The following is a 13,957-nucleotide window of genomic DNA, read 5'->3' as shown; positions in this document are numbered from 1 at the left end:
GTGAGAGTCGGCGCACACTACAGCACACGCATCGATCGCGAAGATTTCATACAGAAGGGCCTTCTGGATGAAGACATCGATTCTCGCCCTGCTCGGACGAATTCGCGTCGGGAATACGGTGCTCGCGTTGGTCGCGAGCACGCTGTCGGTGATGGCGGCTGTGCCCGGCCCGGCGATGGCAGCGCCCGCCGATTCCTTCACGTCCGCCGATGTCGGCTTCGCGGAAGGCTCAGGTGACGGTGCGGACATCGTGCGGCGTCTGTCCGCCATGCAGTCCGCGGTGTCGCCCAAGGTTCCGGTGCTGCGCCTCGACCTCGACTGGTGGTCTGTCGAACCGGCTCGTGGGGCGCCGTTGCGGTGGGACCGGTTGGACCCGGTCGTGGATGCCGCCGCCGCCCGCGGAATGCGGGTTCTGCTCGTCCTCGCCTACGCGCCGCCGTGGGCGAACGGCGGTCACAGCGGCGACAAGTGGTTCCCGACCCGCGACCAGGACTGGACCTCGATCGTGGATCGCACGGTCGCGCACTTCGGCGGCAAGGTCCAGGCCTACGAGATCTGGAACGAACCGAACTTCGTGAACTTCGCCAACTTCGTCGGCGACCGCAAAGCGCGTTACTGGCAGCTCGTCAAACTCGCCTACCCGCGAGTGAAGGCGCGCTGTCCCGGGTGTGTTGTTCTGGCCGGGGCGTCGGGGGCGGGGACGGTGCAGGGTGGGACCAATCCGAACGCGCCGTCGGTCTGGTTGGACTGGGCGTACAGCCGTGGGTATCGCAACTATTTCGATGCTGTCGCGCACCACCCGTATCCGGCGTGGAATTCGGGCAAAGGTCCTGCCGACCCCGAATGTGTCAATCGTTGGTGGAATATGTTCGGGCCACCCTCGGAGGCCATGCCGTGTGGTGAGCTCGCCCTGGTGCACTCGGTGATGGTTCGCCACGGCGACACCGCGAAGAAGGTGTGGGCTACCGAATTCGGCTATCCGACAGCCGGACTCGCAGCCATCCCGAGCGCGAGCACCGTCAGCGAGTACCTCGTGCAGGGCGTCCGGATGTGGCGTGCGCTGCCATATGCGGGTCCGCTGATCGTGTACTCCTACCGTGATCGCTGCACCGCCGCCGATGATCCCGAGTGCCACTTCGGCCTGGTCACCACGACGATGGCGAGCAAGGAGCCGATCACCGCCGATGTCAGCGCGGCCCTGCGTGGTGACGGTGTCACGCCGGTCCCGAGTTGGCCCGAGCGGTTGGCAGCGGGCGCGACCCTGCCCCGCGCGTCCGCGCTCCGGTCCCGCAACGGACTCTACGAGCTGTGGCTACAAGGTGATGGCAACCTGGTGCTTTATCGGACCAGCGGGGAAGTGCTGTGGTCCACCGCGACGACGAACGGAGAGAATCTGGTCAACCAGAACGACGGCAACCTGGTCCTGTACACCGGAAGCGGGGCCGCGGCGTGGTCGTCGAGGACGTGGACCCAGGGCCCGTCGACGTTGGTCTTGGAGGACACCGGCAATCTGGTGCTCTACCGCAACGACGGAGGGTCGATCACCTGGTCCACGGGAACGGCACAAGGATAACCGCCGACGAGGTGTATCTCGGGCAAACAGGGTCATTTGACTTGAGCAATTGACTAAGAGAATCTACGCTCGCCGCCATGTCCTTTCGGCTCCCGCACCGCATCGTCGCCGGATTCGCCGCGGGTGGTCTGGGAACCGGCGGGTTCAGCGTGCTCCCGGGTCTGGTGCTGGCGTACTACTTGACGGACTCGCTCGCGGTGAGCCCGCTCCTTGCCGCGGTGGTCGTGGTCGCGCCGAAGGTCGTGGACATCGGTCTCAATCCGGTGATCGGCGCCCGGAGTGACGCTGACGCGGCGGCCACCGGGTCCCGGACCCGGTTGATGTGGCTGGGCACCGTGGCGATCGTGCCGGCGTTCGTCCTGATGTTCTGTGTCCCGCCGTCGGTGACACCGACGGTAGGGGCGATCTGGGTCCTGGTCACGTTCACTGCCACCGCGATCGCGTATTCGTGCTTCCAGGTCCCGTATGTCGCCCTTCCGGCTGACCTCACGCCCGACCACCACGAACGCACCCGCCTCGTCGCCACCCGCATCGCGGTGGTCGCGCTCGCGACCCTCGCGCTCGGCGCGGGAGGCCCGGCGATCCGCGACGCTGTCGGCGGTAGCGCCGGGTACGCCGCGATGGCGGTGACGGCCGGCGCGGTGATCGCAACCGGGATGTCGTTGGCGTCCGCCACAGCGGCGCGACCGGCACGAAGGCAGCGCTCCGTCGCAGAGACCGACGCCTCGCGCGGGGTTCCGCCGGTGTTGGCGGTTCTTCGTGAACACAGCCGATACCGGATTGTCTTGGTGGCCTTTATTGTTCAGACTCTCGCGGGCTCGGTCATGCTCGCCGGTGCACAGTATTTCGCCACCTATGTTCTGGGCGACGCCGCAGCGATAGTGCCGGTGTTCTTCGCCTACATCGCACCGGCGCTCGTCGTGATGCCCCTGTGGTCGCTGCCGGGGCGGAGGTGGGGCAAACTCCGTGCGTTCATGGTCGCGTCGATTCTGGTGGTCGGTGGCGCATCGGTGCTGTCCGCGGCGGCGGTATACCCGGGAGCCTGGGTGTTCGTCGCGATCAGCGTGGCGGGAATCGGATACGCGGGGACTCAAACCTTTTCGTACTCGATCCTGCCCGATCTGATCGATGAGCGCTCAGCACAGACCGGACGCGACGATGGTGGCGTCCTCTCGGGCCTGTGGACGGCGGGCGAGACCCTCGGCATGGCTGTGGGTCCGGGCCTCTACCTGCTGGTTCTCGCGGCGTCCGGGTTCGTCGCCTCGCCCGCCGGGGTCACCGTCGCGCAGTCGGGCACCGCGCTCATCGGAGTCACCGTGGGCATGTCGGTGCTTCCTGCGGTTTTGGTGGCGGTGAGTCTGTTCTTCTTGGCGCGTGTCGACCGGGTACCGGCACGATCTCCAGATAGTTCCCCAGTCACGAGTCCCGCACCAACGGCTGACGAATATCCACTTTTCCCGTCCTGACCGGAGCGACTTCGGACCAAGAGACCCGCCCGTAAGGCGGGGGATGTGTTTTCGCCCGGCAGTACCCTCGGACCCATGTCCACACTCCGTCGACAGCAGCGCGACCTCGATCGGGTCGCGACTGGGCTGCGGACTCAACTGGAGCGTTCGGCGAAGTTCGACGAGACTCTCGATCTCGACGCTGCCTACGCCACCTATTGGCGGGTGCTGGAGCTGCTCGGGCCGCAGTTGCCCCGGTTGCGGGTCGCGGCGGGTCTGCCGGCCAGGCCGCCGATCATGGCGCGCTGGCAGGTCCGTTTCGCCGGGCCGTATGCCAGGACGCCGGTGCCATCGGATCGCGTCTTCACCTATTGGAACCAACCGGTGGACACCGCACCACCGTTGGTGCAGGCGTGTATCGCGCAGATCCGGCGCTTCTACCCGCACCTGCGGGTGCTCGATGGTGCTTCGGCACGCGATCTCGTCGATATTCCCGACCGCATCGCCACGGTGGTGGAACAGTCACGGCCCGCGCACTTTTCCGACTACCTGCGCACCCGACTGCTCGCCGAGCACGGCGGTATCTGGTTCGACGCCACCGTCTGGCTCGGCAGCAACCTCGATGCGCAGCTACACCGTTACCTCCGGTCCGGCACCGTCTTTCCCAGCTGGACAAAGCGCCAGATCGCCAACTGGTTCATCGCCTCCCATTCCCGAACCCCCCTGATCACCCTGCAGTATCTTGCGTTGCAGGCATGGTGGGACGCCTACGACGACCTGCCCGACTACTTTCTCTACCACCGGGTCTTCGAGGTGTTGCGGGCCCTCGTCCCGGAAGTCCGGGGCCAGTGGGACAGCACACCCCGGCTGTCGTCGTCGGCGGCGCATCTGCTGCAACTGGAGATGATGCAGCCGTGGAACCCCGCAACCGTGGACGCGATTCTCACGGCCGCGCCGCTGCAAAAGCTGAGCTACAAATACGACACGGTCCCACCCGGTTCGGTCCTCGAGCACCTTCTCGGCACCGGACCAACTGGTAGATGAGTACTTCCACGAACTCCGGCGGGCTGACGTTCGACCGAATCGCCGCGCCCGCGTCGCGGCGTTGATCTGCCAGTCTGTACGACACCTTCCACTGCACCGCCGCCGACATCGTCGCCCCGGGATACGTCGCCCCAGCACGCAAGTTCGACGCCGGTTCCATGGCGCTGCACACCGCGGTCCGGGGACCACTGGCCGATGCAATTCGCGCAGATGGGCGCGTGTCACGGTACGAAAGTCGTGGCGAAAGTGGTGAATTCCGCGCGGAATTCGCGATAGGTGCGGCGCAGGTCGGCACCGGGCCACGGTTGTGGCAGGAACTCCGTGGGCAGGATCGGGTCGTGCAGGATATGGCGCACGATCGCTGCTGCCACTTCGAGACGGTCGCGCATCGTGTCGGCGGCGGCCAGGGCCGTCAGTAGTTCCGCCGCGGTGTCGGCCCAGTCGGCGGGGTGGAACAGGCGGGTGGCGAGTTCGGCGGGGTCGTCGGGGCGGCCGGTCACATAGGTCAGTCGGTGGGCCGCGGTGATCTGGGCGGTGCCCAAGTTGTTCGGGCGTCCCCAGACGCCTTCGCGGATCTCGCCGAACTTGTTGGTCTGCAGCGATTCCCGGAGCAGGGTACGTTCGGCTGCGGCCTCGGCGCCCGTGGTGACGATCGCCAGGCGCCAGTCGCCGTCGTAAGGGCGCAGGATCGGGTCGAGGGCGAGGTCCTGCAGTTTCTGGCGATTCAGCAGCCTGGGGGTGAGCCGGTAGGTGGCGTCGTCGCGTTCGAGGTCGCCCGCCGACACCATGCGGGTCAGGGCCGCGCGCACCGTCGACTCCTGCAGGCCGAGTTCAGTTGCCATGTGCACGATCGTCGCTGCCGATGCTTGTGCCGGGTGTGCGCCGAGCAGGACGCTCAGGATCGCCGATCGAGCTGTGAGCCGGCGCAGCGGCAGCGAGTTCCGCACCATCGGTTGATGGTAGCCAGTCGGCGGCGCGCGTACGCGCAAGGATCGTCGAGCAGGCATTGCAATTTTTCGTCACGCGATGCAAACTTGCAATATCGGTCGCGAGTGAGCCGCGACACGCACTGCCGGAAGGATCAGCATGGCAACCCACGAGGTGACGAATCAGGTACCGCCGCTGGTCGACTACGACCCGGCCGACTACCCGGTGGTGCTGGAAGCGCTGCACCGCACCGATGCCGGCCACGCCCTAGACGAGCTGCACGAGGTCGGCAGGCTGGCGGGCAGCGCGCAGGCGCAGGAGTGGGGCGACCTCGCCGAGGCGCACCCTCCGGTGCTGAAGACCCATGATCGCTACGGTCATCGCGTCGACGAGGTCGTCTACGATCCCAGCTACCACCAGTTGATGACCAAAGCCATCAGCTTCGGCCTGCACGCCGTGCCGTGGGCCGACGACCGCCCGGCTCCGCACCTGGTCCGGGCGGCCAAGATGAGCGTCTGGGCGCAGGTGGATGCGGGCCACGGTTGCCCGATGTCGATGACCTATGCGGTGGTGCCCGCGCTGCGGGCGAATCCCGAACTCGCCGCGCGCTACGAGCCGCTGCTCACCAGTGCGGTCTACGATCCCGAATTGCGGGTGCCCACTACCAAACTCGGCCTCACCGCGGGAATGTCGATGACCGAGAAGCAGGGCGGCTCCGACGTCCGCGCGAACACCACCACCGCCGTGTCCCAACCCGACGGTTCGTATCGGATCACCGGCCACAAGTGGTTCACCTCGGCGCCGATGTCGGACTTCTTCCTGGTGCTCGCGCAGGCGGCAGGCGGGCTGTCCTGCTTCTTCGTGCCCAGGGTGCTTCCCGACGGCACGCGCAACCCGTTCCGGCTGCAGCGGCTGAAGGACAAGCTGGGCAACCACTCCAATGCCAGCAGCGAGGTCGAGTACGACGACACCGTCGGCTGGCTGGTCGGTGCCGAGGGCCGGGGCGTGCCGACCATCGTCGAGATGGTGAACCTCACTCGCCTCGACTGCATTCTCGGCAGCGCCGCGGGCATGCGGGTCGGAATCACCAACGCGGCCCATCACGCCGCGCACCGCAGCGCCTTCGGCGCGACCCTCATCGACCAGCCGTTGATGCGCAACGTGCTCACCGATCTGGCCGTGGAGGCCGAGGCCGCGACGCTTGCCGGACTGTGGCTGGCCGAGCTTACCGACCGCGCGGTGGCAGGGGACGAGCACGCCTCGACGCTGCGCCGGATCTCGCTGGCGGTGACCAAGTACCACGTCTGCAAGCGTGGCCCGATTCATGCCGCCGAGGCGCTGGAATGCCTGGGCGGCAACGGGTATGTCGAAGAGTCGCGGATGCCACGGCTGTACCGGGAGGCGCCGCTGATGTCGGTGTGGGAGGGGTCGGGCAATGTCGCGGCCCTGGACACTCTGCGCGCCATGGCCAAACAGCCCGAGACCCTCGGCGTCTTCCTGGACGAGGTGAAGTCGACGGCGGGCTCCTCGGCCGAACTCGACACCGCGATCGCTCGCCTCGAGCGGGAATTCGGCGACTTCGAGACCATGCAGTACCGGGCTCGCCGCGTGGTCGGGCAGATGGCGCAGGTGTTGCAGGGTTCGCTGCTGGTCCGCTACGGACATCCGGCCGTCGCCGACGGGTATCTGCGGACCCGGCTCGCGGGGGACCGTGGCGACGTCTTCGGCACCCTTCCGCTCGGCATCGACACCGCGGCGATTCTCGAACGATCCACACCGAAGCTCGCCTGAGCCCGGACAAGGAGCGCGATCAATGATGATCACACCCGAACGCAATGCCGCCGGCGAAGCCCTCGACTACGCCGAGATGCTGCACGAGTTGGCCGACGCCTCGGTCCGACGCGGCTTCAGTCCGTATCACGACATCGACTGGGACGCAACGGAATTCCAGGTCACGCCCGGCGATCGCCGGTGGATTCTCCCCGAATCCGACCTCATCGGCCGCCACCCCTGGTATCAATCACTGCCGGAGTCGACGCGGATCGAGATCGGCATGCACCGGCAGGCGGGCATGGCGAAGGTGGGGTTGCAGTTCGAGCAGCTGCTGATGTCGGGGGTCATGCTCTACCTGTTGAACCTGCCCAGCGGGTCGGCCGAATTCCGCGCTCGCCCACGAAGTGGGACTCATGAACCCGGTGGCGCGCGGTGTCTGGAAGCTGGCGGGCATCGATGGGCCGCCCACGCGTTATCACGGTGAGCCGGTCCGCGAACCGGCGCCCAGAGCTGCCAGCTGATCTTTACCTGTCGAACCCGAAGGAACCCACTGTGTCCCACCCCGAGCACGAATCCGGCGGACGACCGGCGGCCTGGTACGAGAGCTGGGCCGAAGGCCCCGACTCGCCGTGGCTGCACCGCCCCGATCCGGACTTCGAGCGCGAGTGCTCCACGCTCACCTACGAACGCGACGGCCGGGTCGCCCGGATCACGTTCAATCGCCCGGACAAGGGCAACGCGATCACCCCGCACACCCCGCGGGATCTGGCGCACGCGGTGGAGCGGGCCGATCTGGACCCGCGCGTGCACGTGATCGTGGTCTCCGGGCGCGGCAAAGGGTTCTGCGGCGGCTATGACCTCGACATGTTCGCCGAACAAGGTTTCGCGGGCGCGCACGGGCCGGACGAGGTCACCGGAACGGTGCTCGACCCGGTGGTCAACGCGATCAACCACAACCCGCAGGGGGTGTGGGAACCGATGATCGATTACGCGATGATGAGCCGGTTCACCAAGGGTTTCGCCAGCCTGATGCACGCCAACAAGCCGACGGTGGCGAAGCTCCACGGCTTCGCGATCGCGGGCGGCACCGACATCGCGCTGCACGCCGACCAGATCATCTGCGCCGACGACACCAAGATCGGCTATCCGCCCACCCGGGTCTGGGGCATTCCGGCGGCAGGCCTGTGGGCGCACCGGCTCGGCGACCAGCGCGCCAAGCGGTTGCTGTTCACCGGGGACTGCATCAGCGGCAAGCAGGCCGCCGAATGGGGTCTGGCGGTGGAGTCTTGCCCCGCCGAGGAACTCGATGAGCGTACCGAGGCGCTGGTGGAGCGCATCGCGCGAATGCCGGTCAACCAGTTGATGATGGCCAAGCTAGCGCTAAACTCCGCGCTCAACACCCAGGGCGTCGCCAATTCGGCCATGATCAGCACCGTCTTCGACGGCATCTCCCGGCACACCCGTGAGGGCTACGCGTTCCAGACCCGTTCGGCCACTGTCGGTTTCCGGGAGGCGGTGCGCGAACGCGACGATCCGTACGGCGACCACAAACGAGACCAGTTCGAGCGCTGATGTCTACCTTCGATGGTCGCTCGAGCCGAGGAGAACCGCACCGATGACCGAACCCAGCGTGACCGTCGAGCGCGACGGGCCGGTGACCACGATCAGCATCAACCGGCCCCGAGCGAGCGCTGCCTCCCATAGCGGGCGCCTGGGGTCCGCGACGTCGATCGATGAGCCGCCGTGATAGGCGGTCTGTCCGGTCAGTATGTCTTTAGGTCGTATGCCTTCCTTCCGAACTCGCCTCGATCCCTCTGTCACCGAGCGTAGGTGGCGGTGCCGCAGGCGTGATTCTCATACCCGGCCGGCGGTGACTCCGGTGTCCGGATCGGCGGGTGATTCGAATGGCGTCGTGATTGAGCCCTGAATTCGTCCAGGCCACCGGCGTGGCCACCGCGACCTTCATCGGTGCGGTGACCACTTGGCAGGCAGGTGAAGTTGCCAAAACGTGCGCGAACGTGTTGTTGTGAAATGATCTGCGAACAAGTGTTCCGTCGGATTTGGAGTTTCGATGATATCTAGATTTTATGTACGGTCCTGGGAAGAGAGCGTCCTGAAGGTTATATTCGAACCTACGGGAATGGAATACAGTCTTCAGGCTGACTCTCGAATTTTGGTCGAGTTAGCAGGTGACAGGACGGACGCCGAAGTAGTCTATGGCAAAGACTTCCTCATGATCCAGGCGCCGACCCAGGGGTGCGTCAGGGCATGGGACCAGGACGGCATAGAGCTAGAGATTTAGCCGTAGGATGTATTTCAATCTGGGCCCGCGGATCATCTGGACTCCGCTGCAAAAATTCAATTGAGACGCGGCTGTGAATATATGGCGTCAGCGCAGAGGTGGCCCGCCAAGCATGTCGTGTCGCTGACAATACGGCTGTTCGAAAGTTTGATCTTACGCTAGGTGCGGGCTGTGTAGTCCCAGTGGGATGATTTCGCGCCACAAGGTCTCGCCATTCGAAGTACTTTGGTCATTTCCTATCCCGCCTTGCTCTGCATACCCAGGAACTGGTCGACTGTCCAAAGTTGTGCTGGCCGCTGCCGTGATAAAGCCGTCACCGTGGCCGACACGACCGGCGGCATCCGAATCAGCATTCACGAGAGCGGCGCCGTGCTATCTCACCGTGCCTGCAGTTTCGACATGATCAGTGAGGACAAGAAGCTTCGCATCGTCCTGTCGAACGCCAAGATCTCGGCGGTCAAGGAGGGGGGTTTGTGCCGTCCCACTCTACTGCCGCCGGGGTTGGGGGTCAGTGCTTGCTGAACAACGAATTCAAACAGCGTGAGACTCGCCCAGGACTGCGTTCGGTAGCCCACTCCGGGTCATCGAGCATCGCTCTGAGTTCACTCTCCTGCAGTGACAGTCTGGCGACCGGGTTTTCATGGAGATAAATAAGAGTCGACAAGAGTGAGTTGACCGAGGACCCCCATATTTTCGCCGAGAACTCCCAGTCAGGCCCGGAGAACATCAGGGAGAAAACCGGCATTCTCTTGCGAACAATCAATCCACCGTGCCTGCACTCGATTAGGATAGTGGTGCCCGGCCGGTGGTCGGTGAGCCGGATGCGGTGGACATGCTTCCATGCGCATTCGAAATCGTCGAAAGCAGTGCTGATGTGGATCGTCTCGGGGCTGAGATGAAGGAACGCTCGATTCTTATGGAGAAGTGCGCCGACTGGGAGGATCAAGGTTATTGCCAGACCGGCGATGCCTCCCAGTATGGCCTCGGGGATCATATTCTGGTATCCGATGACAAATAGAGGCGGAGTCAAGATCAGGCTTGTCAAAAATGCAGACGCGGTGCCGACCGGGCGTAGATGTATCGAAAGGGCGCCCGGCTTTGCAATTGTTGTGACGGCAACTTGGGAAAGCAGCCGTACGCTGATCGAATGTGACAATGCGATGGTGGCGATAACGGCGAACATTATACCGAGCCGCAGCATGAGATTGACGCCCATCAGGTGCCCAGCAAATGCGATGAGCAAAGATGTCGCGAGCGACCCGGCGGTCACTGGCAGGCGAGATCTGCCATGCGTCTCAATGGTGTGCCGTACCCATACATAAGGGTGCGGAGAACCCTCGCGCCCCGGACCTGACTCTTGGGATCTCATCTGCATTCCTCGTGAAAAATACGACAGGCCCATTTGCCTTCCGCAATTATTCGCGATCCTATCATGCGTCTCTAATTTAGGCGCCGTCGGCCGCGGGGGCAAACCTACCCATATGCGGCGAAATAGCTGCGTCGAATCTGGCACCGAGGCGAATCGATGACGAGCACTCGATAGTCCGGCGAATCTCCGTCTGAGTGAGTGCCCAACTGAAACGGATTGATCGAATAGGACAATAGTTGGTCCGAGCTCTGGGTTTGTCGGTGACCTCTTTGAAAGGTGGGCACATGGCGCCCGAAAGCCAAGGTTCACGGCCCAAACCGCGGCCGAGTGTTCGGCGGTGAGACTGGAGCTCACCTATGCCGTTGCCGTCACTCACCACCAAGGGGCAACCGCTCGTTGCTGGTCAGTGAATTCGCTGACCAGGGTGGCCTCGCCAGAGAGGCGGATACTCCGATTCCGGTGGAGCCTGCTGGTGTCGGTTTCCGATCATGTCGTCGCCGAGAGTTCCGGTGGCGGGGTGTGGCCACGACGCCTTTCCATCGCCGATATCGTGTTGTATTGTGGTGCACTGCATTTTGGGTGTTCCCATTGCCGTGCAGTCGGTCCGGTAGACCGCGTCACCGTAGATGTTCAGGTAACTCGTGCTGGCCTGCCAAAGGGTGCGGCCAGTAGCTGCCTCGATCACCTCGAACAAGGTCGGATCACTGGCTGCGGCTCGCCGCTCGGAGACCCTGACCAGCTCGCCGCTGATCCGATACTCGAACCCCGCTCCGCCGGTGACCTTCTGATCGCGTCCCCACCGCTCACGACCGGAGGCGCGGCGATGGAATGCGCTATAACTGGCGAACCCGCCCCGACTATCGCGAGATCTTCTATCTGCTTAGCGCACCTCCCCTCCTCGCTTTGCTGCACTTTGGGGTTCTCTGTAGGACAGGAGTGGACGTTCGTATTGGGGCTGTGCTGACGGTGAAGAAGATTTCTGACAGTGCTTCACCACCGACCTCAATGCCCACCAAGGGGGCTGGCTCCTGGCGCGGTGTTCTCACTGACGCTCAGCAGGCGATTGCGGATGTGCTGTAGATGCCATGGACGATGAGGACTTCAGAACATGCTCCGTACTCGTTTATTTCGAGGTTGAGGGCGAGGGGTTGTTTGGTGTCGGGTACGCGCAGGCGCATGAGTGTGCGGCGCCAGTTGTAGTTGATTTGCATGGGGTGCCGTCCCAAGCGCTGCGGAAGGCGCGGTTTGTTCGGAGTGTGTGAAACGGCTCCTGTACGCGAGCATCCAGCGAATGACGTTGTGGTCGCCTTGGTCCAGGCCGGGCATCATCCGGTGGATACCTGGCTGCCGTGGAGGTCGGTTTTGAGCGGCATGATGGGCGGTATGAGGATCAGCGTCACCGGACACATGAATATCAACGCCGCGACGGGTGACCTGGTGCGCAAAGCGATCGCCGAACTGCTGGCAGGTACCACGGGCCTCGTGGGGATCTCCTGTATCGCCAGGGGCGCTGACAGTGTGTTCGCCGAAGCCGTCCTCGACGTCGGGGGCCAGTTGGAGGTGGTGCTGCCCTCGGCCAACTACCGTGAGGCGAAGGTGAAGCCGGACCACCTTGCCCAGTTCGACGCGCTGCTCGCCCGCGCCACGACGGTGCGGATCATGGACTTCGACAATGCGGGCCGCGAAGCCTACGAGGCCGCGAATGAAGCCCTAGTCCAGGGTGTGGATCGGATGATCGCGGTCTGGGACGGCCAGGACGGGCAACGCGCGGGCACCGGGACCGTGGTCGAACTGGCGCGCCAACGCGGTATCCCGGTCGACATCGTATGGCCCCAAGGCGCAGCGAGAGGCTGACGACGCAAACGCTGGCATCGGTGCGAATCTGCTGACGATGGGCAGAAGATCGTGGAGCGTTCGGTCCCTCGTGCCGCCGCCACACCGACTCGATCCGGCGGACCGCCCGCTGTCAGAGGCAGGGGTTGTCGCAAGGGATCGTGACGTCGCTTCGAGGTTCTGGCACGCCCCGTAGCCACCTATCGCGTGTCGACTGGCCGGATCTTCGGCAGGACCAGTGTTACGACGCGGTAAGCGAGAACCGCTGGGACGGCAATGATCAGCACGAGGCGTAGCGCTACCACGACAACGGCAAGGGTCACGAAGCCTGCTCCGAGGCCATCGGGCGATCCATACCCGTGTCGGGCCGACGACGCCGCCAGAGCCGCATGCAGGGCGAGGTAGACCACCGCCAGGACCAGCGGAATGCGGAACAGGCACCACACGGTCGACACTGCGTTGGGGACCTTCATGGGGCCAGTTCCGGTCCCGAAGACAGGAACGCGAGCATGAGCGCGTTGCCGATCACGCCGCCGGTGGCGAATCGTGTGCGGGTTCCGCTGTGTAGTGATAGTCCGAAGAGGTCGGCTGTGCGGAACAGGCGGGTGAAGGTGTCGCGGTGGCCGAAGGCGCGGGCGGGAGCGAGTGCGAAACCGGTGGCCGACACCGATATTCCAAGGATCAAGGGGCCACTGTCCATATCACCGAGGCCGCTGTAGCCATCACCGTACTCATCGATCGCGCTGAATCCGAGGACAGTTCTTTCCTGCCCGAACAGCCCTGCTGCCAACTCTTCGGCCAGCGACCGGTCCGCGAAGCCGGCGAAATAGGCCGCCAAACCGGTTCCCGAAGCGCGTGGTGCGTCCTGGGGTCGGCCGTCGGTTCCCATGCGCTGGATGACCAGTCCGGTGTCGCGATCGATCTGAACCGCGCGCACCTGTCGCACCCAATGCGCGATGACCGCCGTGTGATCGACTCCTGTCACCCTGCCGTGCACCGCGATCGCCGCCGCGACCGCGGCCACATCGGTGGGGTACGCCCTGCCGGGGAAGGTGTCGAGCAGCCCGGTCGGCGAAGCGAGCAGCCGCCGCTCGAGGGCGGTGATCAGCGCGTCGTGCTGAACGGCGAGGTCGGCAGGGAAGGCTGGATCGATCCACCGGGCCATGCCGAGCGCGAGGGCCGGATAGGAGAGGTAGGCGTGACCGTCGGTGCTGTCGAGTTCGGCGAGTCCGTCGCGGCCGTGCCATGCCGACGTGAACTCCGAACGCATCTGGGGCAAAAGACTTTTGATTGCGGCGCGAGTGATGACCGGGGCGTACCGCTCCCGCCATTCGGGATGTTCCAGACACGCTTGCGCCAAACCCTGTGCTGTCATCTGATGGGCGAGCAGCCCCCACATGCCGACGATCCCGTCTCCTCCGCCGGTGGCTCGCCGATGATCGTCGGCGGCTTGGAAGGCGACCATCTCCTCGGCGAGTCCACGCAGCAACGTCGGGTCACCTCGATACCACCCGTCGGCGTCCCGGCCGCACCACCATCGCGGTAGCACGCACACGACCGAAATCGCGACCACCATCGCAATCACCACCGTGAGCGGACCGCGTAACCTGCGCACCGCTCCGGCTGCACTCCCCATGTCCCGAAGGTACATGCGCGGCAAGAACCTTCACTTCGAATCAGGTTTTACCCAC

Annotated in this window: 13 protein-coding genes; 9 read left to right on the top strand and 4 right to left on the bottom strand. The window is 64.7% G+C overall.

Annotation, left to right across the window (positions count from 1 at the left end):
* The first annotated feature begins 67 nt into the window (after nucleotides 1–67).
* The 3 genes from NCO8_RS11775 (at nucleotide 68) to NCO8_RS11765 (ending at nucleotide 4,062) form a co-directional block, all read left to right on the top strand.
* Complete coding sequence (locus tag NCO8_RS11775) at nucleotides 68–1,573, top strand: hypothetical protein (RefSeq protein WP_067638912.1); 1,506 nt, start codon at nucleotides 68–70, stop codon at nucleotides 1,571–1,573.
* Nucleotides 1,574–1,650: 77 nt separating this feature from the next.
* Nucleotides 1,651–3,039 (top strand): MFS transporter, encoded by a 1,389-nt coding sequence (locus tag NCO8_RS11770; protein WP_084456944.1) that lies wholly within the window; start codon nucleotides 1,651–1,653, stop codon nucleotides 3,037–3,039.
* 75 nt (nucleotides 3,040–3,114) lie between these two features.
* Nucleotides 3,115–4,062 carry a capsular polysaccharide synthesis protein gene (locus NCO8_RS11765; protein WP_067638910.1) on the top strand — a complete coding sequence of 316 codons (948 nt, stop codon included), beginning with the start codon at nucleotides 3,115–3,117 and terminating at the stop codon, nucleotides 4,060–4,062.
* A 221-nt stretch (nucleotides 4,063–4,283) separates the two neighbouring features.
* Here NCO8_RS11765 and NCO8_RS11760 read toward each other — a convergent pair whose 3' ends face one another.
* Nucleotides 4,284–5,012: a PaaX family transcriptional regulator C-terminal domain-containing protein gene (locus tag NCO8_RS11760; protein WP_067638908.1), complete on the bottom strand. Its 729-nt coding sequence runs from the start codon at nucleotides 5,010–5,012 to the stop codon at nucleotides 4,284–4,286.
* A gap of 136 nt (nucleotides 5,013–5,148) precedes the next feature.
* Between NCO8_RS11760 and NCO8_RS11755 the strand changes: the two genes are divergently transcribed.
* From NCO8_RS11755 to NCO8_RS11740, 5 genes are all read left to right on the top strand, one after another.
* Complete coding sequence (locus NCO8_RS11755; RefSeq protein ID WP_067638907.1) at nucleotides 5,149–6,780, top strand: acyl-CoA dehydrogenase family protein; 1,632 nt, start codon at nucleotides 5,149–5,151, stop codon at nucleotides 6,778–6,780.
* Between the two features lie 22 nt (nucleotides 6,781–6,802).
* Nucleotides 6,803–7,246: a diiron oxygenase gene (locus NCO8_RS11750; RefSeq protein WP_067638902.1), complete on the top strand. Its 444-nt coding sequence runs from the start codon at nucleotides 6,803–6,805 to the stop codon at nucleotides 7,244–7,246.
* A 68-nt stretch (nucleotides 7,247–7,314) separates the two neighbouring features.
* Nucleotides 7,315–8,334 (top strand): crotonase/enoyl-CoA hydratase family protein, encoded by a 1,020-nt coding sequence (locus tag NCO8_RS11745; RefSeq protein ID WP_067638900.1) that lies wholly within the window; start codon nucleotides 7,315–7,317, stop codon nucleotides 8,332–8,334.
* Between the two features lie 43 nt (nucleotides 8,335–8,377).
* Nucleotides 8,378–8,509 carry a hypothetical protein gene (locus tag NCO8_RS32735; protein ID WP_281201973.1) on the top strand — a complete coding sequence of 44 codons (132 nt, stop codon included), beginning with the start codon at nucleotides 8,378–8,380 and terminating at the stop codon, nucleotides 8,507–8,509.
* Between the two features lie 873 nt (nucleotides 8,510–9,382).
* Nucleotides 9,383–9,586: a hypothetical protein gene (locus NCO8_RS11740; RefSeq protein ID WP_067638898.1), complete on the top strand. Its 204-nt coding sequence runs from the start codon at nucleotides 9,383–9,385 to the stop codon at nucleotides 9,584–9,586.
* On the opposite strand, the gene NCO8_RS11735 is transcribed toward NCO8_RS11740, so the two are convergent.
* Entirely contained in the window at nucleotides 9,573–10,433 is an 861-nt protein-coding gene (locus NCO8_RS11735) for a hypothetical protein (RefSeq protein WP_157104887.1), read from the bottom strand. The genes NCO8_RS11740 and NCO8_RS11735 overlap by 14 nt on opposite strands.
* 1,299 nt (nucleotides 10,434–11,732) lie before the next feature.
* Here NCO8_RS11735 and NCO8_RS11730 point away from each other — a divergent pair.
* Nucleotides 11,733–12,287 carry a hypothetical protein gene (locus NCO8_RS11730; protein WP_245655321.1) on the top strand — a complete coding sequence of 185 codons (555 nt, stop codon included), beginning with the start codon at nucleotides 11,733–11,735 and terminating at the stop codon, nucleotides 12,285–12,287.
* Between the two features lie 179 nt (nucleotides 12,288–12,466).
* Here NCO8_RS11730 and NCO8_RS11725 read toward each other — a convergent pair whose 3' ends face one another.
* A complete protein-coding gene (locus NCO8_RS11725) occupies nucleotides 12,467–12,739 on the bottom strand; it encodes a hypothetical protein (protein WP_067638892.1) in 273 nt (90 codons plus the stop codon).
* Nucleotides 12,736–13,902, bottom strand: a complete 1,167-nt coding sequence (locus NCO8_RS11720) for a hypothetical protein (protein WP_067638891.1) — start codon at nucleotides 13,900–13,902, stop codon at nucleotides 12,736–12,738. Before NCO8_RS11720 ends, NCO8_RS11725 begins: the two co-directional genes overlap by 4 nt.
* Nucleotides 13,903–13,957 lie beyond the last annotated feature (55 nt).

Origin of the sequence: Nocardia coubleae NBRC 108252 (assembly GCF_001612805.1) — a bacterium.
Taxonomy (GTDB): Bacteria; Actinomycetota; Actinomycetes; order Mycobacteriales; family Mycobacteriaceae; genus Nocardia; species Nocardia coubleae.
The sequence above is the reverse complement of the archived record's forward strand: the minus strand, read 5'-3'. Positions and strand labels throughout refer to the sequence as shown.